This window comes from Phaeobacter sp. LSS9 (assembly GCF_003443595.1).
GTDB classification, from domain to species: domain Bacteria; phylum Pseudomonadota; class Alphaproteobacteria; order Rhodobacterales; family Rhodobacteraceae; genus Phaeobacter; species Phaeobacter piscinae.
On record NZ_CP031956.1, the window covers coordinates 2,305,465 to 2,328,043 of the forward strand.

General features: G+C 61.8%; 19 protein-coding genes. 9 read left to right on the top strand and 10 right to left on the bottom strand.

The features are described 5' to 3' along the window. Positions 1–73: 73 nt before the first annotated feature. The 7 genes from D1820_RS11115 to D1820_RS11145 all read left to right on the top strand — a co-directional run bounded on the left by D1820_RS11115 (position 74) and on the right by D1820_RS11145 (position 6,849). Positions 74–1,975, top strand: coding sequence for a PAS-domain containing protein (locus tag D1820_RS11115; protein WP_040170214.1), 1,902 nt, complete (start codon positions 74–76; stop codon positions 1,973–1,975). Beyond that, positions 1,972–2,676, top strand: coding sequence for a response regulator transcription factor (locus D1820_RS11120; protein ID WP_014876158.1), 705 nt, complete (start codon positions 1,972–1,974; stop codon positions 2,674–2,676). The genes D1820_RS11115 and D1820_RS11120 overlap by 4 nt, the downstream gene beginning before the upstream one ends. 80 nt (positions 2,677–2,756) lie before the next feature. After that, complete coding sequence (locus tag D1820_RS11125; RefSeq protein WP_096872784.1) at positions 2,757–2,984, top strand: WGR domain-containing protein; 228 nt, start codon at positions 2,757–2,759, stop codon at positions 2,982–2,984. 312 nt (positions 2,985–3,296) lie between these two features. After that, positions 3,297–3,947 (top strand): histidine phosphatase family protein, encoded by a 651-nt coding sequence (locus tag D1820_RS11130; RefSeq protein WP_118069042.1) that lies wholly within the window; start codon positions 3,297–3,299, stop codon positions 3,945–3,947. A 48-nt stretch (positions 3,948–3,995) separates the two neighbouring features. Further along, the gene (locus D1820_RS11135) at positions 3,996–4,610 is read left to right on the top strand and encodes a glutathione S-transferase family protein (RefSeq protein ID WP_118069043.1); all 615 of its coding nucleotides are present in this window, start codon (positions 3,996–3,998) and stop codon (positions 4,608–4,610) included. A gap of 10 nt (positions 4,611–4,620) precedes the next feature. After that, a complete protein-coding gene (locus D1820_RS11140; RefSeq protein ID WP_118069044.1) occupies positions 4,621–5,673 on the top strand; it encodes a saccharopine dehydrogenase in 1,053 nt (350 codons plus the stop codon). 33 nt (positions 5,674–5,706) lie between these two features. After that, positions 5,707–6,849: a saccharopine dehydrogenase family protein gene (locus tag D1820_RS11145; RefSeq protein ID WP_118069046.1), complete on the top strand. Its 1,143-nt coding sequence runs from the start codon at positions 5,707–5,709 to the stop codon at positions 6,847–6,849. A 122-nt stretch (positions 6,850–6,971) separates the two neighbouring features. Here the strand turns inward: D1820_RS11145 and D1820_RS11150 are convergent, their stop codons facing one another. The 8 genes from D1820_RS11150 to D1820_RS11185 all read right to left on the bottom strand — a co-directional run bounded on the left by D1820_RS11150 (position 6,972) and on the right by D1820_RS11185 (position 15,961). Beyond that, entirely contained in the window at positions 6,972–7,295 is a 324-nt protein-coding gene (locus D1820_RS11150; RefSeq protein WP_096872789.1) for a DUF3775 domain-containing protein, read from the bottom strand. Between the two features lie 99 nt (positions 7,296–7,394). Next, the gene (locus D1820_RS11155) at positions 7,395–8,696 is read right to left on the bottom strand and encodes an adenylate/guanylate cyclase domain-containing protein (RefSeq protein WP_118069047.1); all 1,302 of its coding nucleotides are present in this window, start codon (positions 8,694–8,696) and stop codon (positions 7,395–7,397) included. After that, on the bottom strand, positions 8,696–9,925 hold the full coding sequence (locus D1820_RS11160; RefSeq protein ID WP_118069049.1) for a DNA recombination protein RmuC: 1,230 nt from the start codon (positions 9,923–9,925) through the stop codon (positions 8,696–8,698). Before D1820_RS11160 ends, D1820_RS11155 begins: the two co-directional genes overlap by 1 nt. Next, positions 9,925–11,877: a DNA mismatch repair endonuclease MutL gene (gene mutL / locus D1820_RS11165; RefSeq protein WP_118069051.1), complete on the bottom strand. Its 1,953-nt coding sequence runs from the start codon at positions 11,875–11,877 to the stop codon at positions 9,925–9,927. Before mutL ends, D1820_RS11160 begins: the two co-directional genes overlap by 1 nt. Before the next feature lie 79 nt (positions 11,878–11,956). After that, the gene (locus tag D1820_RS11170; protein WP_040170191.1) at positions 11,957–12,886 is read right to left on the bottom strand and encodes a metal ABC transporter permease; all 930 of its coding nucleotides are present in this window, start codon (positions 12,884–12,886) and stop codon (positions 11,957–11,959) included. Then, positions 12,883–14,088, bottom strand: a complete 1,206-nt coding sequence (locus tag D1820_RS11175; protein WP_118069052.1) for a metal ABC transporter permease — start codon at positions 14,086–14,088, stop codon at positions 12,883–12,885. The genes D1820_RS11170 and D1820_RS11175 overlap by 4 nt, the downstream gene beginning before the upstream one ends. Beyond that, a complete protein-coding gene (locus D1820_RS11180) occupies positions 14,088–14,936 on the bottom strand; it encodes a metal ABC transporter ATP-binding protein (protein WP_096869584.1) in 849 nt (282 codons plus the stop codon). Before D1820_RS11180 ends, D1820_RS11175 begins: the two co-directional genes overlap by 1 nt. A gap of 14 nt (positions 14,937–14,950) precedes the next feature. Further along, positions 14,951–15,961 carry a metal ABC transporter solute-binding protein, Zn/Mn family gene (locus D1820_RS11185; RefSeq protein ID WP_118069054.1) on the bottom strand — a complete coding sequence of 337 codons (1,011 nt, stop codon included), beginning with the start codon at positions 15,959–15,961 and terminating at the stop codon, positions 14,951–14,953. A 220-nt stretch (positions 15,962–16,181) separates the two neighbouring features. On the opposite strand from D1820_RS11185, the gene deoC reads away from it, so the two are divergent. After that, complete coding sequence (gene deoC, locus D1820_RS11190; RefSeq protein WP_040170182.1) at positions 16,182–17,171, top strand: deoxyribose-phosphate aldolase; 990 nt, start codon at positions 16,182–16,184, stop codon at positions 17,169–17,171. Between the two features lie 86 nt (positions 17,172–17,257). Then, the gene (locus D1820_RS11195) at positions 17,258–19,594 is read left to right on the top strand and encodes an aldehyde dehydrogenase family protein (protein WP_118069056.1); all 2,337 of its coding nucleotides are present in this window, start codon (positions 17,258–17,260) and stop codon (positions 19,592–19,594) included. Positions 19,595–19,694: 100 nt separating this feature from the next. Here the strand turns inward: D1820_RS11195 and D1820_RS11200 are convergent, their stop codons facing one another. Both D1820_RS11200 and D1820_RS11205 read right to left on the bottom strand, forming a co-directional pair. Then, positions 19,695–21,014 carry a pitrilysin family protein gene (locus D1820_RS11200; protein WP_118069057.1) on the bottom strand — a complete coding sequence of 440 codons (1,320 nt, stop codon included), beginning with the start codon at positions 21,012–21,014 and terminating at the stop codon, positions 19,695–19,697. Next, a complete protein-coding gene (locus D1820_RS11205) occupies positions 21,011–22,435 on the bottom strand; it encodes a pitrilysin family protein (RefSeq protein ID WP_118069059.1) in 1,425 nt (474 codons plus the stop codon). The genes D1820_RS11200 and D1820_RS11205 overlap by 4 nt, the downstream gene beginning before the upstream one ends. Positions 22,436–22,579 lie beyond the last annotated feature (144 nt).

Here is a 22,579-nt window from a genome sequence, read left to right on the forward strand (position 1 = left end):
CGGTCCCCCTGTGACAGGCTTGCCCCTTTGCGCAGGCCGATCAGGATGCTAGCCATACGCCGTGGGAGACAGCATGAACCGATCCGAAAAACACCGCGCCACGATGACCACCGCCGGGCTCAACCTGATTGCCCAGGCGATGTCGATCTACGACAGCGATTTGCGTCTGGTGGTTTGCAACCAGCGCTTTCAGGAGATGTTCGATCTGCCCGATGCGCTGATCACTCCGGGCGCACGGTTTGAGGAAACCATCCGCCATATCGCCACCAGCGGTGAATACGGGCCCGTTGATGATATTGAGGGGTTCGTGCAGCAGCGGGTTGATCAGGCGCTCGACTTTGTGCCCCATTATCTGGAACGCGAACGCGCCAACGGGCAGGTGATTTCGATCGAAGGGGCGCCGCTGCCGCAGGGGGGCTGGGTCACGGTCTACACCGACATCACCCGCACCAAGCGGATCGAACAGCTGTTGCGCGCCCGTTCTGAGGAAATGTCCGATCAGTTGATCGTCCATACCGAGGAACTCTCGGCCACCAACCGGAAACTGGCCGCCACGATCACCGCGCTTGAGGAGGCCAAACGCCAGCTCACCGAGATGGAGGCCCGCACCCGCCTCACAACCGAGATGATGCCCGCCCATATCGCCCATGTGGATGCAGAGGGCTACTATACCTATACCAACCGGCGCCTCAGCTCTGTCTTTCCCAGCCGTCCTTCTGAAATTCTCGGCATGCATATTGCGGAGGCACTCGGAGCTGCCGCCTATGACAAGATCGCCCCACATCTGATGGCCGCCTATCAGGGCGACAGCCCGGTGTTCGAATTCACCGAAAATCACGACAGCCGCCGGATCCGGGTCGCCTTCACCCCCGATGCCACTGGCGGCGTGTTCATCCTGTCCATGGATGTGACCGAGGAAACCCAGACCCGCGTCGCCCTGCAACAGGCGCGCCGCCGCGAGATGGCGGCTCAGATGACCAGCGGGCTGGCGCATGATTTCTCCAACCTGTTGACCATCATTCTCGGAATGCAGGGCAAGCTGGCGAAATCCGACCTGAACCCGGAGGCCGCCGATCTGGTCCAAGCCACGTTGTCAGCCGCACGGCGCGGCGGACGGCTGCTGAACCGCATCGCGGAGATGACAGGCCATCGCAGCCTGCGCCCGCGCGCCACCGATCTGCATGCCCTGTTGCAAGAACTGAAGGTGCTGGCAACGCCCTCGCTGCCCCAGGGCATGGGCCTCAGCATCGTGGACCATACCCCAGATGTGCGGCTGCTGCTCGACCCCGGAAAACTGCAGGATGCCCTGCTGAACCTTATCCTGAATGCGCGTGATGCATGCGGCACCCAAGGCCAGATCACCGTCAGCGCCCATGTCGTTGGTCAGACATGGTTGGAGGTCAGCGTGACCGACACCGGACCCGGATTTTCAAAAACCGCATTGGACAAGGCGCTCAATCCGTTTTTCACCACCAAAGGCGGCGAAGGCTCCGGCTTGGGACTGCCGATGGTCTATGACATGGCCAAATCCACCGGCGGCGACATGCGTATCGGCAATACTGTCTCCGGCGCCAGCGTGACCCTGCGCATCCCCTATCGTCTTGCGCCAGATGCTGCGGGCGGGCTGGCGCTTCTGGTGGAGGACAGCGAGGAGCTGCGCGCCACCTTCCGTGACATGCTGATCGATCTTGGCTATGCCGTGGTCGAGGCCACCAGCGTGGATGAAGCCTGCGCGCTGACCGCCGACATTGAGGGCATTTCGCTGGTTCTGTCAGATATCAAACTTCAGGGCAGCGCCACAGGCATTGATCTGGCCGACCGCTTGCAGAGCGCCCGGCTGCCCTGCATTCTGATGACATCCCTGCCAACCAGCGACCCTCTGTTTCGCACCGCGCTGAAACGCTGCCCGGTGTTGCAGAAACCTTTTACCACTCATCAGCTCTCAGCGCTGATCAAATCGGACTCCGCCGCATGAGCAGACCCCTTATTACCATTCTGGATGACGAACCTGAAATCCGGCGCATTCTGACCGACACGCTTGAGGAGGCCGGGTTTCGCACCCAGAGCTTTGCCCGTGCCCGCGAGTTCGAGGCCTCACTCAACCGGGTGACCCCCGATGTCTGTCTCGTGGATCTGTCACTGCCAGATACCGACGGGCTGGCGCTGGTCCACCGGCTGGCACTGGAACAGGGGGCCGCCGTGATCATCATTTCTGGCCGCGCACAGGTGCAGGATCGGGTCACCGGGCTGGAGCTTGGGGCGGATGACTACATCACCAAGCCCTTTGACCCGGCAGAGGTCGTGGCCCGCATTCGCGCCCGCCTGCGTGGCGGCCCGCGCAGCGCCGCAACCACGGGAAACAGCGCAGAGTTTTCCGGCTGGACCGCGCATTTTGACCGCTACATCCTGGAAGATGACAGCGGCGCAGAGACACCATTCTCCCATGCAGAGGGCGAGGTGCTGCGGCTGTTCCTCGAAAGCCCGAAACGCCTGATCTCCCGCGCGCAAATGCAGGAGAGCCTGGGCGGTGGCGCAGGAGAGAGTTTCGACAGGGCAATGGATGTTCGCATTTCCCGCCTGCGCACGAAACTGCGGGAGGACCCGAAAAACCCCCGGTTGATCAAAACGATTTACGGTGCCGGCTACATCTTTCTCGGCGATGTGACTTGGCTCTGAGTGGCAGGCCGCACCGCAGAATATCGTGACAGCTGCAGCGCAGACTGGACGCAGCGAATCGGGGACGATATGATTCGTACATGGCTACCTGTCTGCTCTATCGCCAAGCCCCCGCGCGGGTTCCGCGCTTCTATCGGATCGAACTTGCGATGAACCTGTTCGCCGAGGTCTCCGTTCTGCGGGAATGGGGGGTTGCTGGCGGCAGCGGGCAAAGCACGATCAACATTTACGGCAACCTGCGAGAGGCGTCGATCGCCGCGGACCAGCACCGCAAACGGATGCTGAAACGCGGTTATGACCGCGCCTGATCTTCGCTGCTGCCACCGCTCCAACCGGGGTAAGATCTGCTCGCCGCCTGTCCCAAGCGCGGCACAGTCTAAGGTTCTCATCACCGAAACCTGCCGCACGCCCACTGCGCAACAGCTGCAAAACCAGTGTATTTTAGCGATCTGGCGTTAAGCCTTTGTTCGGTTGTTTCGCACGCGAAACATTTGGTCCGGTCCGGACCTAAAAACCAGATCATGCGCCTGCCATACACGATTGGATCCGAAATCGCGAACTGACCCTTTCCACCGTTGCAAAGCTTGCATAAGACTTGCGCGGACGCAAAGGAACACGCCATGACCCATATCACGCTGATCCGCCACGGACAGGCCAACACCGGCGCCCGCGACGAGGCGAGCTATGACCGGCTAAGCGATCTGGGCCATCAGCAGGCACGCTGGCTGGGCGCGCATTTGCGCGACACCCGCGCGCATTACACCCGCGTCTATTGCGGCACTCTGACCCGCCACATCGAAACGGCTGCCGGCATGGGGCTGGAAGATGTGGTGCAGGATCCCCGCCTGAACGAGATGGAGTATTTCAACCTCGCTGAGGCGATGCAGGACCAGCATGGTCTGGATATTCCCACCGAGCGTGAGGGGTTTGTCGATCACATGCCCAAAGTCTTTGCCGCCTGGGCCGCAGATGACATCGCAAACCCGCCCGAAAGCTGGCGCGACTTTCAGACCCGCACAAAATCTGCCCTGACAGAGATCGCGGCAGGGGACGGCCCCGCACTGGTGGTCACATCGGGCGGATTGATCGCGATGGCGATGGGGCAAGCGATGGGGCTTGATACAACCGGAACCGCGCGGATCGCACTGGCAATCATGAACAGTTCCCTGCACCGGCTGCACCCAATCGGCGGTCAGCTGAGCCCGGTTCTGTTCAACGCGGTCCCGCATCTCGAGCATCCGGAGCGCCACTACGCGCAAACGCATCTCTAGGCTCAGCATGGAGCACTGAGAACGCATGATCTGAGGGAGGACAGACTGATGCAGCTATATTATGCACCCAAGACGATTTCGGTGGCCGTCGCGATTGCGCTGGAAGAGGCCGGACTGGACTATGAACCCATCCGCATCGACTTTGCTGCCAAGGAACAACTTGGCGACGCCTACGCCCAGATCAACCCCAAGGGCCGCGTGCCGGCATTGGCCGTCGATGGCGGCATTCTGACCGAGACCGGCGCGCTGCTGGAATATGTCGCCGATCTGGCTCCGGACGCTGGCCTGCGCCCCAAGGATCCCGTGCTGCTGGCACGCATGCGCGAGGTGATGTTCTATCTTGCGTCAACCATGCATGTGAACCACGCCCATAAGCTGCGCGGCAGCCGCTGGGCCAATGAGCGCAGCAGCTGGAAAGACATGCAAAAGATGGTGCCCCAGACCATGGCGGCTTCCTGCGACTATATCTGCCAGTCGGGCCTGCGCGGCCCCTTGGTGCTGGGTGACAGGCTCAGTCTCGCCGATTGCTACCTCTATGTGGTGTGCAGCTGGCTGGAAGGCGACGGGGTCAATGTCGCAGACTACCCCAAAATTCAGAAATTCATGGCGGCCATGGATCAGCGCGAGTCCATTCGCGCCGTGACCGCCAAGGGCATGCTGTAAAGGACAAGACATGACGCATCTATGGGTACGGGCCGAGCAGCGCCCCAATGAAGAACGGGTCGGCCTGACCCCCGAAGGCGCCAAGGCGCTCCTGGACGCAGGCATCAAGGTCACGGTCGAGGAAAGCTCGGTCCGGGCGATCCCCTTGCAGGGCTATATCGATGCAGGCTGCGAGATCGCAGCGGAGAACGCTTGGCCGGACGCCCCAAAGGATGCCTTCATTTTTGGCCTGAAGGAGCTGCCGGAGGACGGTACCCCGCTGCCGCATCGCCACATCATGTTCGGCCATGCCTTCAAGGGCCAGCATTCCGGCAAGGCACTGCTGGAGCGGTTCAAGGCCGGTGGCGGCACGCTCTATGATCTGGAATATCTGGTGGATGACACCGGCCGCCGGGTTGCGGCCTTTGGCTATTGGGCCGGGTATGCAGGTGCCGCCGTCACCCTGAAAACCTGGGCCGCACAACAGCGGGGCGAGATCTGCGGACCGGTGGGTGTCTACTCCGGCAAGGACGCGCTTTTGGCCGAACTCGGCGCCGAGCTGGACGCGCTCGCAACAACTCGCCCCAGCGCCATGGTCATCGGCGCGTTGGGACGTGTCGGAACCGGTGCGGCGGATCTCTGCGAGGCGATGGGGGTCACGGTTACCAAATGGGACATGGCCGAAACCGCCAGCGGTGGCCCCTTCCCCCAGATCCTGGCCCATGATCTGTTTCTCAACTGCATCTTTGCCCGTCCCGGCACCCCGGTGTTCGTCCCGCGTGAGGCATTGGAGCAGGATCGCCAGCTGTCCGCCATCGGGGATGTCGCCTGCGACCCCGACAGCGACTACAATCCCGTGCCGGTCTATGCCGAAGCCACCACTTGGGAGGCCCCAGCCCTGCGCGTGGCCGAGACCCCAGTGCTCGACGTGATGGCCATCGACAATCTGCCATCCATGCTGCCCATCGAAAGCTCGGAAGACTACGCAGCACAGCTCCTGTCCTCTCTGCTGACCCTTACCGATCTGCAAAGCGGAGTCTGGGGGCGGGCGGAAACCACCTTCAAGGATCATCTTCCGGGCTGACAGCCGACGGAACCAACAACGGAGACTGAGAAAATGACAATCCATTGGTGCGGCACCGGCCTGTCCGCAATTCCCGGCCTGCGTCGCCTGCTTGAGGCCGGTCATGATGTCGCGGTCTGGAACCGCACACCCGACAAGGCGCGCGAGGCGATTGGCGATCTGACCAACAACATCCACAGCTTCAGCTTGGCCAACCTTGGCCAGATGCTGAGCCCCAAGGACGTGATCGTGTCGATGCTGCCCGGCGACTGGCATGTGCCTCTGGCGGAGCTGGCGATTGAGCATGGCGCGCATTTCGTGTCCTCCTCCTACATTGCGCCGGAGATGCGTGCCCTGGACCAAAAGGCCAAGGATGCAGGCGTCTGCCTGATCAATGAGGTCGGTCTCGATCCCGGTATTGATCACCTGATGGCCCATGCGCTGGTGGCGGACTACAAGGCCTCGGACGCCTTCGATGCGGCAAATGAAATCAGCTTCATCTCCTACTGCGGCGGCATCCCCAAGACACCGAACCCGTTCCGCTACAAGTTCAGTTGGTCGCCGCTCGGCGTGCTGAAGGCGCTGCGCTCTCCATCCAAATCGATCCGCGATTTCAAAGCACTGGATGTCGCGCGCCCTTGGGATGCGATCTCATCTTATGCAGCACCGCTGCCCACAGCGGAGAGTTTTGAGGTCTACCCGAACCGCGACTCCCTCCCCTTCATGGCGCAGTATGAATTCGGTGACGACTGGAAGGTGAAGGACTTCGTCCGCGGCACCCTGCGTCTCAATGGCTGGGCTGAGGCCTGGGCGGATGTGTTCAAGGAGGTAGAAACCCTGGAAGGCGCCGAAGGGGACGCCCGGCTCAAGGATATGTCGGATCAATTCTGGACCGAAAACGCCTATGCCGAAGGTGAGGCAGACCGCGTCGTGCTTTGCGTCGGCCTCAAGGCTGAAAGAGACGGCTCTGAAGTCTGGCACAAAACCTACGTCATGGATGCCTGGGGGGATGAACGCGGCACCGCGATGGCGCGTCTGGTGTCTTATCCCGTGTCTTTCGCCATTGAGGCGGCCATGAACAGCAAAATCGCGCCCGGCGTCAGCGCCGCCCCCAGCGATCCTGCATTGGTGGATCAATGGATGGCCAAGATCGGTGAACTGGCGCAGCACCTTGAGGTTGTCGACAACAAGGCCTGAGGTATCCCGCTGTTAGGGGCAGCGCCCCGGCAGAGACACACATCATGCGGGCGCCGGTTTCTGGCGCCCTTCTCCATCAGGCTCCGCGCATCAGGGAAAGCTGACTAGGTCAGCCGACTGGCTTAGCGCCCGATGACATCCTCTTCGACGCCCTGCACATCAATCCCCAGCGCATCCAATCCGGCCTCCAGATTGTCCGACAGATGCGGTGTGCCGATCAGGTAATCAGCAGTTGGGGTGGTCGCCTCCTGCCGGGCCGTGGCGATGGCCTCGTCCAGATCACCGGCCTCGAAACTGTCGCGACCGATCCACATGATCGCCACCAACTCGGCCTGTTCATCTTCGCCCATCCGGTCAATGAACGCCCTGAGTTCACCTTCGGCGCGAGTCAGCTCTCGGGCCATCAGGGCCACCTGCGCCACCTTGCGGGTACTGATCTCAAGCATGGCGATTGTCCTCCGTTGTTCGCGCTTGCAACAGGGATCTAAGCCACATTCGCCGCCACCGTCCTTGATCTGAGGCAAAGACCGCAGCAAAGGCCCCGATCAGCCCTCTCTGCCGTAGATCTCAATCACCTTGCTGCGCCCGCGCAGGGTGACCGGCGGCAGGGACACCCAGCGTTGGCGGGCGGGTTCGACCCCTGCCACCGTCAGTGTAACGGCAGAGGCAATGATGACCTGTGGCACTGTCTTGCTGTGTTGCTCCAACCTTGACGCTGTGTTCACCGCATCCCCAAAGACCGAATATTCCAACCGCGCCGCATTGCCCACGACGCCGGAAAACACCTCGCCTGCGTGAACGCCGATGCCAATCTCGACCACCGGCTCCCCGGCTGCAACCCGTCGGTCCGACCAGCGGTGAACCGCCTCGCAGAGCGTCGCAGCGCAGGCCAATGCCCGGGCGGCACCATTGGGGCCACCCATCGCGACCGGTGCATCATCAAACAGCAGCATCGCGGCATCGCCCATGTATTTGTCAATCATGCCGTCATGACGCGCCGCGCTGTCTTCGACCTCGTTACGAAAAGCTGTGATGAAATCTCCGACTTCCTGCGGATCACGGGTTTCCGACCATTGGGTAAAGCCGCGAATGTCGACAAACATCACCGCCATCGGCTGCCGCTGACCTTGCTGCAGCGCCGACAGCCCACCATCTGCCAGTTGATCGGCCACCTGCGCCGGCAGGTAGCGGGTCAGATTGGCGCGCGCATCAGCTGCCTCCAACTCGCGGTAGAACAGCCGCCGCATGCGCGCCGCCGCCAGCACCATGACCAGACCGGCGAGGAGGATCATCGTCAGCTTCATCACATTGGCCGGAGTATCCAAAACGCTATGCAAAATTCCAAGCTGCCCGGCATCAAGCCGATCGTCTGGCCAGAATATCAATGCGCCCAACCCTCCGCTAAGCAGCACAGTTGTATAAAGCTGCAGGCGCGGGTCCATCCGCATCACGCCATAGGCCAGCACCAGCGGCACCAGCCAGGCCGGCGGCAACAGCAACGCCACCCCGCCGGGATAATTGCTGTTTTCAAGGCTGAACCAGACATTGAAAAGGAGAAACCCGCAATCAGCCGTCACGCTGAACCACGACATCCAGGGCCGGAACCATCCGATCGTGGTTGCGGCAAAAGTCACCACGCCCAGTATCAGATAGGCAAACATCGTCAGAACGGCGAACAACAGCTGGCGATGCAGAAATGGAGCCAGCGTGCTGAAATCCAACCCGGCTACGGTGACCGCGAACACGGTAAACAGGCCCAATGTCACCGCGATCCTGAGGACCGAAACCAACCGCTCTGCCGCGATTGAGGCATTGGTCAGCAGGGGCGCGATTGTGGTCTGCTGCATCAGCTCTCGGGCCGCCCCAGCGGAACGACATTGGCCGGATCACCGGGCTGGCCGATCCCTGCCGACGGTGCTGCGATTTCCTCAAAGTCGAAGTTGTCCAGCCGCTGCGCCCGCCGTCCGGCCTTGTCGGCACTGATCTTGATCTCTGCAATATCCTTGGCTGCCATGCCGAAATGCCGGTCCAGATTGCCAACCCGGTCGCCCAGACGCTCCACATCCTTGTGCAAATATGCCAGCTCGCTGCGGATCGCTCCGGCCTGTTCCCGCATCCGGGCATCTTTCAGGATGGCACGCATCGTATTCAGCGTTGCCATGCAGGTCGTCGGAGAGACGATCCAGACCTTTGCAGAGAAGCCCTCCCGTACAATATCAGAGAAATTGGCATGCAGCTCGGCATAGACCGCCTCAGACGGCAGGAACATCAGCGCGCCATCTGCGGTCTCGCCGTCCAAAATGTATTTCTCCGAAATGGCCCGAATGTGGGCACGCAACGCGGCCTTCAGCTGGCGCGCCGCACTGGCGCGCTGCTCCTGTGTTTCCGCGTTGCGCAGCGCCTCATAGGGTTCCAACGGGAACTTGCTATCGATTACAATTGGACCGGGTGGGTTAGGCAGGTAGATCAGGCAATCAGCGCGTTTGCCGTTGCTCAGCGTGTGTTGGAACGCATAGCTGTCAGCGGGCAGCGCCTTGGAGACGATATCATTGAGCTGGATCTCACCAAACGCGCCACGCGTCTGCTTGTTTGCCAAGATATCCTGAAGCCCCAGCACATCCCCGGACAGTTTGGTGATATTGTCCTGCGCCTTGTCGATCACCGCCAGCCGCTCTTGCAGCTGAGTGAGCGAGGTTACTGTGCGTTTGGTGGATCCATGCAGGCTCTCCTGCAGGCGTTCCTGCATATCCGCGAGGGCGCGCGCCTGTCGCAAAGCGTTATCTGACAGGCGATCATTGACCTGTTGCTGCACCGCGCTGAGCCGGGTCTCCACCGTCTGGATCATCTGAACCTGCGCATTGGCCTGAGCGTCCGAGACATGTTGCACGCCACCGCGCAGCTGCTGAACACTTTGCCCCAGATGGGCCATCTGCTGTGCAATCGGCGCAATGCTCTGGGCGGCGCGGGCATTGGCGCGCAGCATCATGAGGAGAACCAGCAGCACGAGGCCACCCAGTCCCAGCAGCGCGAGAGTCTGCGGGTCTGCGGTCTGCAGAAACAGCGCGATGGTCTCCATCAACTACGCCCAAACAGGCGTTCGATGTCGGCCAGTTTCAGCTCGACATAGGTGGGGCGGCCATGGTTGCACTGGCCCGAATGCGGCGTGGCCTCCATTTCGCGCAGCAGGGCGTTCATTTCCTCGCCCCGCATCCAGCGCCCGGAGCGGATGGATCCATGGCAGGCGACACGGCTGAGGATGGCTTCGATCTTAGCCTGAACCAGCTGGCTTTCGCCCTGATCATCCAGCTCATCCAGAATGTCGCGCACCATTGCTTCGGCATTCACGGTCCCCAGAATGGCCGGTGTTTCCCGCACCGCAATGGCGCCACCGCCAAAGGCCTCGATCCCGAGACCAAAGCGGGCGAGGTCCTCTGTAACCGCCAGAATACGGGCACAATCGCCCTCGCTCAGCTCCACAATCTCGGGGATCAGTAGAGCCTGCGCGGCCACGCCTGTTTCCGCCATCTGGCGTTTCAGTTTTTCATAGACCAGCCGCTCATGGGCGGCGTGCTGATCGACGATGACCATCCCGTCGGCAGTCTGGGCGATAATGTAGTTTTCATGCACCTGCCCGCGCGCGGCGCCAAGCGGCAGTTGCTCGGCCCCGGGTGCGGAGGTCTCGGATCTCTCCAAAGGCTGACCCGGGGCCATGTCCGGGCTCTGGCGCTCCGGCGTTTCTGTCACCCGGCCACTATAGGCCTGTGCCAATTCGGCGAATCCTGATGAGGGCCGCACCTCGCCGCCAAAGGGGCGCGTCTGGTCTGGCGCCTGCGCCGCATAAGAGAGGCTCCGCGCGCCCAATGAAGGCCGGTCCATCTGATAAATCCGAGGCGCCCCATCCGCGCCCGGCTGGCTGGCCATGGGTTCGGGACGCATTGCACCCAGTGTGGCGCCAGCCACGGTGCTGGAGGCGCGGTGACCGGCCTCAGCCAGCCCATGGCGCAGCGCGGAGACAATCAAACCGCGCGCAACACCTGGATCCCGAAACCGGACCTCGGATTTGGCGGGATGCACATTCACGTCCACCAGCGTCGGATCACAGTCCAGAAACAACGCCGCCGCCGGATGGCGATCCCGGCTGAGGAAATCGAAATAGGCCGCCCTGAGAGCGCCGGTCAGCATCTTGTCCTTGACCGGTCGCGTGTTCACAAACAGGAACTGCGCCACCGCCGCACCACGCGAATAGGTCGGCAAAGCGGCATAGCCAAAGAGCCGCACACCGTCGCGGGTGGCGTCAATTTTCAGCGCGTTCTCTGCAAATTCCCGGCCAAGAACCGTCGCCAACCGCCCGTGCAGCGCATCAAAAAGATCACCGGTCAGGGGATCGGCGCGGAAGGTCACGCGCCCCTCCCCGCCACCGGACACATCGCGCAGGGTGAACCCCACTGAGGGTTCCGCCATGGCCAGGCGCTTGATCACATCGCCGATGGCTTGCGTTTCGGCCCGGTCGCTGCGCATGAACTTCAACCGGGCTGGGGTCGCGTAGAACAGATCCCGCAGCTCCACCACTGTGCCGACGCGCAGGGCCGCGGGTTTGACCGGCTCCATCCGCCCGCCGGCGACACGGATCTGGGCGGCGTCCTGATCCTTGGCACGACTGGTGATGCTCAGCCGTCCGACCGCACCAAGGGAAGGCAACGCCTCACCACGAAAGCCAAAGGTATGGATGTTCAGTAGATCGGAGCCGTCGATCTTGGAGGTGGCATGCCGGGACAGCGCCAGCGGCAGATCCGCAGGCGACATGCCGCAGCCATCGTCGGTCACCCGGATCAGCGTCTTGCCGCCGTCAGCAATGTCGATGGTGATCCGCGCGGCGCCCGCGTCGATGGCGTTCTCCACCAGTTCCTTCACCGCCGAGGCGGGGCGCTCTACCACCTCGCCTGCCGCGATGCGATTGATGGCGCTGTCGTCGAGCTGCCGGATGACCGGTTGAGAGATGCCGCTGATTTGGGGGTCTGCTTGTGCCATGCCGCAATATTTAGCATGTCGTCGCGCGATTCTTCCAGCCGCAATCCTCGCGGCTGGACATTGTCAGTGGTTACGAAACTCAGATGCCCGCAGGCGCCCCAGCCCGGTGCCGGCACGGCCCGAACCGCGCTGCAATGGCCAGCAACAGGCCTGAAACTGTCGCGATCATACCCGCTGCGCTAACCGCATCGGTCGCGCCAAGCCACAGCGGACCATATCCCGCCAGCACATAGCCGAGCACAGCCGACACAACAGCAAAGGCAACGCTCCAACCCAGTTGCCCTTCGAGGCGGTTCGACATCATCCGCGCCGCCGCAGGCGGACAGATGAACATTGCAATCACGATGATCGATCCCACCGCATCAAAGGCGGCGACGGCAGCAATAGCGGCGGTGATCACCAGCCCCAGCCCCAAGAGGTTGGTGCGAATGCCAAGGGTCCGGGCAAAGCCTTCGTCAAAGGTCGAGATCTTGAGCGACCGCCAAAACAGAGCAATGAAAAGAATGACACCAATCAGGGTCAGCGCCATGCGCGGCAGCTCGGCCGGCAGATAGCTGAGTGCCACCGGATCCAGCAGCGAGGCCCAGCCGGTGGCATCCAGCCAGATCAGGCTTTCGAGATTGCCATAGAGCGCATGTTCCACATCCAGATGCACCGTTGATGTGTCGGTCTGCTCCAGCAGCAGGACACCACCTGCAAACATGGTGGTAAAGACAACACCCATCGCCGCCCCCGGCTCAATCCGGCCAAGGCGCCGGATCAGCTCAATCAGAATCACCGCAGCGATGGCCGCCCCAGCCGCGCCCAGCATCATCGGCCCGGCGGCGATTACCCCGGTCAGCAGGAAGGCCACGACAATGCCCGGCAGGACCACATGGCTGATGGCATCGCCGATCAGCGCCTGGCGACGCAGCAGCAGGAAGTTGCCGGGCAGCGCGCAGGCCACGGCAGCAAAGATTCCGATCAGCAGCGGCGTCAGCGACAGGGGGACAAATTCAGCGCCATTCATGCCGGAACCTCGCGGGGGGCGCCGATGCGACGGTCAATTTCAGAAATCTGATCCTCGGTCAGGACCGTCTCAATCTCGCGCAGCCCATCATAAAGCGCGGCTGCCGCCTCATGGGTCTGATCGCTACGGACCAGTGCCCAGCGATGTTCATCCCGCAAGGCCTTGGCGGCACGGGCCCGGCCTTTTTCCGTGGGCACACCATCCGCGCGCAGCAACCCGCGCTGACGCAGCAGCCGCAGGGTCAGCGGTTCATAAATCACCTGATCCTGCGCCAGCGCCAGCAATCCCTGCCGCAGATGAACCCGGCGCTGAAACCGCAGATGACGCAACACAGCGGCAAGCACGCCACGATTGGGGGCCAGCAGAAGCGACAGCGCAAAGAGGCCAAAACTCATCAACACAATGATCGGACCGGTGGGCAGATTGGGCGCCGAGGCCGAGACCGCTGCCCCAAGATAGGCCGATAGCCCTCCGGCCACTCCGGCCAGCAGCACCACCATATCGGATCGCTCGGTCCAGAACCGAGCGGTGACAGCCGGGATGATCAGCAATGCCACGATCAGGATCAGACCGACGATCTTCAGCCCGACAACGGTGACGGCCATCACCAGTCCCATTATCATCATATCGATCCGCGACACGGAAATGCCCCGCGCCGCTGCGTATTCAGGGTCAAATGCAACCAGCGTCATCGGACGCCTGAGCAGCAGGATCAACAGCAATGTGGCCGCACCACCGCCAGCGATCACCAGCGCATCATTCCACAGCATGCCCGCAGTGGAACCGAGCAGAAACCCCTCCAATCCGGCCTGACGGCCCACGCCAAGCGTCTGAATCACGGTCAGGATCACGATGCCGAACCCGAAGAACACCGACAGCACCGCGCCAATCGCGGCATCCTCGGCCAGGCGGGTGCGCCGCGTGAGCCAGTTGAGGCACCAGAGCCCCGCCATCGCCGAGAGAGCCGATCCGGCCAGCAGACCAGCCAGATTGCGCCCATCCCCACCAAGCGCGACCATGACAAGAAAGGCCAGACCAACACCGGGCAGTGTGGCATGGCTGATGGCGTCGCTGACCAGCGCCCGTTTGCGCAGGAACAGGAAGGTCCCGGTGATCCCGGATGAAATGCCAAGCAGCGTCGCGCCAATGGCCACAAGCGTGGCGTTATAGCCCATCTGCAACAGCAGAGCGTCCCACAGCATCAGAGCGCCCCACCGGTCTGCGGGCGCCGCGACGCCGGTGCCGTGGCCAGTTGATCGACCTGCGCCGTAGCAAGCCGTCCGCCATAAGCGCTTTGCAGTGTTTCCGGGGTAAAGGCCTGCGCCACCGGACCTTCCGCCACTTTGCGGGTGTTGATCAGGAACACATTGTCAAAATACTCCGCCACTGTGGCGAGGTCGTGATGGACCACAACCACGGTCTTGCCATCTGCACGCAGCTGTTTCAGCACGGCGATGATGGCCTTTTCGGTCGCTGCATCCACGCCGGCAAACGGTTCATCCAGCAGGTAGAGATCCGCACCTTGCGCCAGGGCCCTCGCCAGAAAGACCCGCTGCTGCTGACCACCAGAGAGCTGGCCGATCTGGCGGGTGGCAAAATCGCCCATTCCGACCCGGTCCAGACAGGCCTGTGCGGCCGTCCGGTGGCGGCCGGTGATCCGTCCCAGAAGACCCAGCTCGCGGTAGAGGCCCATCATGACCACATCAATCACTCGCGTCGGGAAATCCCAGTCCACGCTGGCGCGTTGTGGCACATAAGCGATACGGCCACGCTGACTGTCCAGCGGTTTGCCAAAGACCTGCACCCGCCCCGAGACGGGCGGCACAATGCCAAGTGCCGCCTTCAGTAGCGTTGATTTGCCGGCTCCATTGGGGCCGATGATGGCGGTCATCCGACCCGGCTCCACCGTCATATCAACTGAGAAGACAGCGGGTTTCTCACCGTAGGTGACAGTCAGGCCGCGAATGGCCAGCGGCGATTGTTCAAGATGTTCACGGCTCTCAGCTGCGCCAGCAGGTGCGCCATTTTCACGGGCCAATTCCACAGTCATCTCACTCGGTCCTATCAAAGCCCGGCACCGGAGAGACGGCCTGACATGCCCTTGGGCGGCACCTCAGCGCCAAGTGCTGCGGCGATGGTGGTCATATTGTGATCCAGCATCCCGACATAAGTGCCCTCATAGCTGCCATCCGCGCCCATGGCGTCGGAGAACAATTCTCCGCCGATCCGGACCTCATGCCCCTGTGCAGCAGCGCCTTCGATCAGGGCACGCACGGAACGATCCGAGACCGAGCTTTCGACGAAGACTGCGGAGACACCGCGCTCCACCAGCAGATCGACCAATTCGCCGATGCGGTTGAGGCCCGCCTCCGACTGGGTGGAGATGCCCTGAATGCCCAGAACCTCAAACCCGAAGTCACGCCCGAAGTAGCCAAAGGCATCATGTGCCGTGACCAATACGCGGTTTTCCTCAGGGACCTGGGCAAGAATTTCAGTTCCGTAGGTGATCAACTGATCCAGTTCCGCCAGATGCGCCGTAGCGTTGGCCGCAAACAGATCGGCCTGTTCCGGGCGCGCCTCGGTCAGCGCCGCCTGCACCTCTGCCACCATGTCCTTCCACAGGGCGGGCGTCATCCAGACGTGCGGGTCGAATTTATCGGCATAGGTATCGTGACCACGCAGTTTGCCCCTGTCCAGCCCATCGGCAACCGCCACCACCGTCCGCTTGCGCGCCAGATCGTGGAAGAACTCCTCCATCTGCGCCTCAAGATACAGACCGTGCCAGAGCACCAGATCCGCCCGGGTCATCGCAACGATGTCGGACCGCGTCTGGCGATAGGCATGCGGGTCCACCCCCGGCCCCATCAACGCGCGGACCTCAACGGCATCACCGCCAACCTGACGGGCGGCATCCGCAATCATGCCTGTCGTTGCCACCACTTTCAGGGGTGCCTCTGCCCGCGCCGGGCCAGCACCAAGCCCCCCAATAGGTAGCGCGATAAGCCCGGTGAGAGCCATCATAGCCGCCAGCATCATTCTGCGGGCCATCATTGGTGAGTTCAGTTGCAAACGCATTGGGCCGATCCTTTGGATACCATCTGCCCCAATAAGAGCACGGCGCGGCGCCCTGTCAATGCTAATGCGAATTATTCGCAATAATAAATGCGAATCGTTCTCAATATGAGTGAATTTTTGTCCAAGCAGTCAAAAATTTACTCCCAAGACGGCCCCGCTTGCTTGCCAAGACAGGGTGGTCGTGCGATTTTCGCACCGAACTCGAACGAGGATTCCCGGCATGGAAAGCCAAATTGCAGAGCACACCGCGCAGCTGCCGCAGGTGGGCGAACCGCGTAACCCCGGCATGGAGCTGGATCTGGACTGGGCATTAGGGGTTGAGGCAAATACCTCCGCCATCGAACGCCGTTGCGCCACCCTGCCCGGTCGGCGCAGTGTGAAGAAAGACCATCAGGCAGCCTGGCTGCTGAAGGCGATCACCCTGATCGACCTGACCACGCTCTCCGGTGATGATACCGTCGGTCGGGTGCAGCGTCTATGCGCCAAGGCCCGTCAACCGGTACGTGCCGATCTGATGCAGGCGCTTGATATGGAGCCGATCACCACCGGGGCTGTCTGTGTTTATCACGACATGATCGAGACAGCCGTGGACGCGTTGGATGGCAGCGGTATTCCGGTTGCTGCCGTATCCACCGGCTTTCCCGGCGGGTTGTCACCGTTTCACCTACGGCTGGCCGAAATCGAGGAAAGCGTGAAGGCAGGTGCCAAAGAGATCGACATTGTGATCTCCCGTCGGCACGTGCTGTCAGGCAACTGGCAGGCGCTCTATGATGAGATGAAAGCCTTCCGTGAGGCCTGTGGCGAGGCCCACGTCAAGGCCATCCTTGCCACTGGCGAGTTGGGCACATTGCGCAATGTGGCGCGTGCGTCGCTGATCTGCATGATGGCCGGTGCTGACTTCATCAAGACCTCCACCGGCAAGGAAAGCGTTAACGCCACACTGCCAGTCAGCCTGGTGATGATCCGCACCATCCGTGACTATCACGAGCGCACCGGCTACCGTGTCGGCTACAAACCCGCTGGTGGGATTTCCAAGGCCAAAGACTCGTTGGTCTACCTATCGCTGATAAAGGAAGAGCTGGGGGATCGCTGGTTGCAGCCCGATCTGTTCCGATTTGGCGCCTCGTCGCTGTTGGGTGATATCGAACGGCAGCTCGAACACCATGTCACCGGCGCCTATTCCGCCGGCTACCGCCACGCGCTGGCCTAACCTCCAGATGCCACCCCCGGACGCCCAAGGGCCTCCGGGCCGCTTCCCTCGCAAGGCAGGCGGCGACAGACCACAAGGCTCGACACATGACCATCAAAGAGATCTTCGACACCATGACTTATGGCCCCGCCCCCGAGAGTGCAGCCGAGGCGCTGGCCTGGCTGGTGGATCAGGGCGCCCGGTTCGGCCATTTCATCGACGGTGACTTCACAGCGCCCGGCGATGGGTTCGACAGCAAGAACCCCGCCACGGGTGAGGTTCTGGCCACTTTGAGCCAGGCCAGCCAATCCGATGTGGATGGCGCCGTTTCCGCTGCGCGCAAGGCGCAGGGCAAATGGGCCGCGCTTGGTGGCGCCGGGCGTGCGCGCTACCTCTATGCAATTGCACGTCTGATGCAGAAACACGCGCGCCTGTTTGCGGTTCTGGAAACGCTTGATAACGGCAAGCCGATCCGCGAGAGCCGAGACATTGACGTCCCCCTGGCACAGCGGCATTTCTACTATCACGCCGGTATGGCCCAGCTGATGGAAAGCGAACTGCCCGACCGTGAGGCATTGGGCGTTTGCGGTCAGATCATCCCCTGGAATTTCCCGCTGCTGATGCTGGCGTGGAAAGTGGCGCCCGCCATAGCCATGGGCAACACCGTGGTGCTGAAGCCTGCGGAATACACATCCCTCACCGCGTTGCTGTTTGCAGATATCTGTCGTCAGGCGGGTCTGCCCAAAGGTGTTGTAAATATCGTCACCGGCGACGGCGCCGTGGGGGAAATGATCGTTGGCGCAGACGTCGATAAAATCGCCTTTACCGGCTCTACCGCTGTGGGTCGCCGTATCCGCGAAGCCACCGCAGGCAGCGGCAAGGCGCTGACACTGGAGCTGGGCGGCAAATCGCCCTACATCGTGTTTGACGATGCAGACATTGATTCCGCGATCGAAGGTCTGGTCGATGCGATCTGGTTCAATCAGGGACAGGTCTGCTGTGCCGGCTCACGCCTGCTAGTGCAGGAAGGCATCGCCGAGCGTTTCCACCGGAAACTGCGCACACGCATGGACAAGCTGCGCATCGGCAATCCGCTGGACAAGAGCATTGATGTAGGAGCCATCGTGGATCCGGTTCAGCTGACCACCATCAGCGAGATGGTCGCGGCCAATACTGCGGGCCGCATGCATCAGGCGCAGGTCGCTGTGCCGGAACGCGGCTGTTTCTACCCGCCGACGCTGATTGAAGGGCTGGCTCCCTCTGATGCCCTGATGCAGGAGGAGATTTTCGGCCCGGTTCTGGTCTCCACCACGTTCCGCACCCCTTCCGAAGCCGTCGAACTGGCCAACAACACCCGCTACGGGCTGGCTGCGACCCTGTGGACCGAGAATGTCAATCTGGCGCTGGATATCGCGCCAAAACTGGTCGCGGGTGTGGTCTGGGTCAATGCAACCAACCTCTTTGATGCGGCAGCTGGTTTTGGTGGCACCCGCGAAAGCGGCTTTGGCCGCGAAGGTGGCTGGGAAGGGCTCAGCGCTTATACCGAACCCAAGGGCAAAGCAAAAACGCTTGACCAGATCAAAGGTTTCAGCGGCGAGGGTGCGCCGGTTGACGCGGTGGATCGCACCGCAAAGCTGTATGTTGGCGGCAAGCAGTCCCGTCCGGATGGCGGGTATTCCAAGGCCGTTCACGCAAAATCAGGCGCGCTGCTCGGCCACGTCGGGCTTGGCAATCGCAAGGATGTGCGCAACGCCGTCGAGGCCGCAGCGGGCGCAAAAGCGTGGTCCAAAACCACCGGCCACCTGCGGGCGCAGATCCTTTACTATATCGGGGAGAACCTGTCGGCGCGGGCCAGCGAATTTGCGGATCGTATCGACCGGATGACCGGCAAATCGCAGGGCGCGCAGGAGGTCGAGGCTTCAATCCAGCGCCTGTTCACGGCTGCTGCCTGGGCCGACAAATATGATGGTCAGGCGCATGGGGTGCCGATCCGCGGTGTCGCACTGGCAATGAAGGAGTCGGTCGGCGTGATCGGCGCGCTCTGCGCGGATGAAGCTCCCCTGCTGGGTCTGGTGTCGGTGATGGCCCCGGCGATTGCCATGGGCAACCGCATGGTTCTGGCCGCCTCCGAGGCCTATCCGCTGGCTGCCACCGATTTCTATCAGGTGCTGGACACATCCGATTTGCCCGGCGGTGTCGTCAACATTCTGACCGGTCGTCACGCCGAGCTGGCCGAGCCACTGGCCGCTCATCTCAACGTCGATGCGGTCTGGAGCTTCTCCTCTTCCGATCTCTCCTCCACGATCGAAGCGGCTTCGGCTGGCAACCTGAAGCGCACCTGGGTCAACAACGGTCGGGCGCTAGACTGGTCTGCCGATCACAGCCGCCGGTTCCTTGAGGCCGCAACAGAGGTGAAAAACATCTGGATCCCCTACGGCGAATAAACCGATTGGGGCAGCTGTGGCTGCTCCGATCACACCCAGCAAAAAGGGCGCGGCCATTTCTGGCCGCGCCCTTTTCCATTTGATCGGCTCTGCGCTGATCTCAATTGGTGGACTGCAAACCTTCCGGTCGGCCAACCACGATGAAGTGCAGCTGATCCGGCAATAGGATTTCACCGGCCACCTTGTTGATCTCTTCCAATGTGACAGCGTTCACCTTGTCATTGCGGGTGGCCACGTAATCAATGGGCAGATCATCCATCTGCATCCCCGCGAGGATCGACGCGATGCGGCTATTGCCATCGAAACGCAACGGATACGCGCCAGTCAGATAGGTTTTGGCGTCTTCCAGCTCTTTCTCCGTCACGCCTTCAGTTGCCAGTTTCGCCCATTCCGTCTGGATGACCTCAACCGTTTCGGCAATCTTGCCGTTGGCCGACGCGACCGAGCCCATGTAGACGGCCCCCAGATCACGCGGCACCAGATAGCTGTAGACGCCATAGGTCAGCCCGCGTTTTTCGCGCACTTCCGACATCAGGCGACTGTCAAAAGACCCGCCGCCAAGGATCTGGTTCAACAGGTAGGCTGCGAAATACCGCGGGTCGTCGCGCTCGATACCGGCATGCCCAAACAGAGCCACGGATTGCGGTGTGTCATAGTCAACAACAGTCACACCACCCTCAATGGTGACCTCCGCCGGTCCCGGGATTGGCGCCCCTGCGTCTGGCAAATCGCCCAGCAAGGTATCCAGCAGCGCCCCCAGTTCAGCCTCAGTGATATCCCCAACCGCCCCAACATAGAGTCGATCACGGGCAAACACCGCATCATGGGCATCGAACATATCCTGACGGGTCAGCGCGGTAACGCTTTCGATGGTGCCGTTGCCTTCGGTGCCATAGGGGTGATCGCCAAAGGCCATCTGCGAAAACACCCGCCCTGCGATATCGTTGGGATCCTTGGCATCAGCGCGCAGACCGGCCAGAACCTGAGCGCGCACCCGGTCCAGCGCATCCTGATCAAAGCGTGGCTCATGGATGGTCTGGCGCAGCAGATCAACGGCCTGATCACGGTTCTCGCTCAGAAACTGCGCTGAGATCGAGACCGTGTCCTTGTCCGCATCGTAGGAAAACCCGGCAGCCAGGCTTTCAACTGTGCGGGCGTAGTCCTGCGCAGCCAGCGGCCCGGCACCCTCCTCCAGCAGACCCGCCATCAGATAGGTCGCGCCACGTTTGCCCGGCTTGTCGAGCGACGTGCCACCACGAAAGCGCAGCTCCAGCGCTGTGAAGGGAATGCTGTGATCTTCGACCAGCCATGCGGTTATGCCGCCGGGAGAGGTCACCTCTTTGATCTTCACCTCTGCCCAGACCGGCAGGGCGAGGAAACAGGCGGCCAATGCGGCCGTGACAAGCTTTAGCGCCTTCATTGGCTTACCTCTTCGTCTCGCATCATCCAGCCGGTGACCGATACCTCCGGCCGCAACACCTCGCGGGCGACGGCGATGATTTCATCTGCGGTGATCGATTGCAGGATACGCGGCCAAGCCTGCACATCCTCAACTGTCAGACCCGACGCCAGCGCCCGCCCATAGCGGTTGGCAATTCCGTCGACATTGTCGCGGGCGTAGATTTCTGCGGCCCGCAGTTGCAGTTTGATCCGCTCCAGCTGCGCCTCATCAACGCCTTCTTCCAGAAACCGGGCAAAGGTGGCATCCAGCGCGGCTTCGGCCTCCTCAAGGCTGACATCAGCCCCGGGCACGACCAGAAAGTCAAAGGTGGTATCGTCCAGAGACACGTCGGAATAAAACACCCCGGTGTAGACCGCCACCTGCTGATCAAACTGCAGCGCGTTGGTCAGGTAAGAGGTGCTGCCACCGCCCAAGAGTTCAGCCAGAAGATAGAGCGCCGCTGCGCGTTCTTGCGCACCGTTGTCACGTTCCGGCGCCAGATAGGAGCGCTGAACAAACGGCTGCGCCACGCGCGGATCTTTGAAGATAATGCGCCGGGCAGCGGTCTGCGGCGGCTCCTTGCTGCGAACCCGCTCCGGCAGATCCGGGTTGGCCGGGATCTGTCCATAGGTCTCCTCGGCAAGGCGACGCACCTCCTCCGGATCGACGTCACCGGAGACAACCAAAATGGCATTATTCGGCGCGTAATAGGTTCCGTAGAATGAGAGCGCATCCGCCATGTCCAGCTCTTCCATCTCATGACGCCAGCCAATAATGGGCTGGCCATACCGATGGTTGAGATATTGCGCGGCGTTCAACTGTTCACGAAACAGCGCCCGCGGTTCGCTGTCGGTACGCTGGTTGCGCTCCTCCAGAATGACCTCCCGCTCGGTCTCGATATCCTGCTCGGTGAGGCGGATGTTGACCATCCGGTCGCTTTCCATCTGCATCATCAACCTCAGGCGGTCCGCCGCGACACGCTGGAAATACGCCGTGTAGTCATAGCTGGTGAAGGCGTTGTCCCGGCCGCCGTTTGCAGCAACGGTGGCCGAAAGTTCCCCTGCCTCCAGCTTATCAGTGGCCTTGAACAGCAAATGTTCCAGAAAATGTGCAACACCGGACTGGCCGACAGGTTCATCGGCGGAGCCTGCACGATACCAGACCATATGCTGCACAACAGGCGCGCGATGGTCTTCGATCACCACGACCTGCATCCCATTACCAAGGACAAAGCTGGTGACCATATCGCTCGCGTCGGATTGAGCGGCAGTGTCCTGCGCCTGCGCGCCCTGAACCAGCCCTGAGGCTGTCAAACCAGCACTGTCCAGAGCAACAAGGGCCGCGACAATGGCGGTGGCCCGGGTGATCCGCCGGATCACAGGCTTCATAGGGGGGATCATTCGGTGATCTCCTTTTTGCGGTACGCCACCGGCACCACAAGCACCGGTCGCGTCAAAATAGACTCATGCAGCCGGTCAGATCCCGCAGCCTGCCCTGACGGGCGATGCAGCGCGACCCTGTCCGTGTGGTCTGCGGTGCAACAG

Excerpts from the sequence above, each read along its gene's own strand:
- D1820_RS11180 (WP_096869584.1), bottom strand. The coding sequence starts at position 14,936 with ATGACTGTGGAATTGGCCCGTGAAAATGGCGCACCTGCTGGCGCAGCT.
- D1820_RS11130 (WP_118069042.1), top strand. The coding sequence starts at position 3,297 with ATGACCCATATCACGCTGATCCGCCACGGACAGGCCAACACCGGCGCC.
- deoC (WP_040170182.1), top strand. The coding sequence starts at position 16,182 with ATGGAAAGCCAAATTGCAGAGCACACCGCGCAGCTGCCGCAGGTGGGC.
- D1820_RS11120 (WP_014876158.1), top strand. The coding sequence starts at position 1,972 with ATGAGCAGACCCCTTATTACCATTCTGGATGACGAACCTGAAATCCGG.
- D1820_RS11150 (WP_096872789.1), bottom strand. The coding sequence starts at position 7,295 with ATGCTTGAGATCAGTACCCGCAAGGTGGCGCAGGTGGCCCTGATGGCC.
- D1820_RS11175 (WP_118069052.1), bottom strand. The coding sequence starts at position 14,088 with ATGCTGTGGGACGCTCTGCTGTTGCAGATGGGCTATAACGCCACGCTT.
- D1820_RS11115 (WP_040170214.1), top strand. The coding sequence starts at position 74 with ATGAACCGATCCGAAAAACACCGCGCCACGATGACCACCGCCGGGCTC.
- D1820_RS11185 (WP_118069054.1), bottom strand. The coding sequence starts at position 15,961 with ATGCGTTTGCAACTGAACTCACCAATGATGGCCCGCAGAATGATGCTG.
- D1820_RS11160 (WP_118069049.1), bottom strand. The coding sequence starts at position 9,925 with ATGGAGACCATCGCGCTGTTTCTGCAGACCGCAGACCCGCAGACTCTC.
- D1820_RS11140 (WP_118069044.1), top strand. The coding sequence starts at position 4,621 with ATGACGCATCTATGGGTACGGGCCGAGCAGCGCCCCAATGAAGAACGG.
- mutL (WP_118069051.1), bottom strand. The coding sequence starts at position 11,877 with ATGGCACAAGCAGACCCCCAAATCAGCGGCATCTCTCAACCGGTCATC.
- D1820_RS11195 (WP_118069056.1), top strand. The coding sequence starts at position 17,258 with ATGACCATCAAAGAGATCTTCGACACCATGACTTATGGCCCCGCCCCC.
- D1820_RS11170 (WP_040170191.1), bottom strand. The coding sequence starts at position 12,886 with ATGAATGGCGCTGAATTTGTCCCCCTGTCGCTGACGCCGCTGCTGATC.
- D1820_RS11125 (WP_096872784.1), top strand. The coding sequence starts at position 2,757 with ATGGCTACCTGTCTGCTCTATCGCCAAGCCCCCGCGCGGGTTCCGCGC.
- D1820_RS11200 (WP_118069057.1), bottom strand. The coding sequence starts at position 21,014 with ATGAAGGCGCTAAAGCTTGTCACGGCCGCATTGGCCGCCTGTTTCCTC.
- D1820_RS11145 (WP_118069046.1), top strand. The coding sequence starts at position 5,707 with ATGACAATCCATTGGTGCGGCACCGGCCTGTCCGCAATTCCCGGCCTG.
- D1820_RS11205 (WP_118069059.1), bottom strand. The coding sequence starts at position 22,435 with ATGATCCCCCCTATGAAGCCTGTGATCCGGCGGATCACCCGGGCCACC.
- D1820_RS11135 (WP_118069043.1), top strand. The coding sequence starts at position 3,996 with ATGCAGCTATATTATGCACCCAAGACGATTTCGGTGGCCGTCGCGATT.
- D1820_RS11155 (WP_118069047.1), bottom strand. The coding sequence starts at position 8,696 with ATGCAGCAGACCACAATCGCGCCCCTGCTGACCAATGCCTCAATCGCG.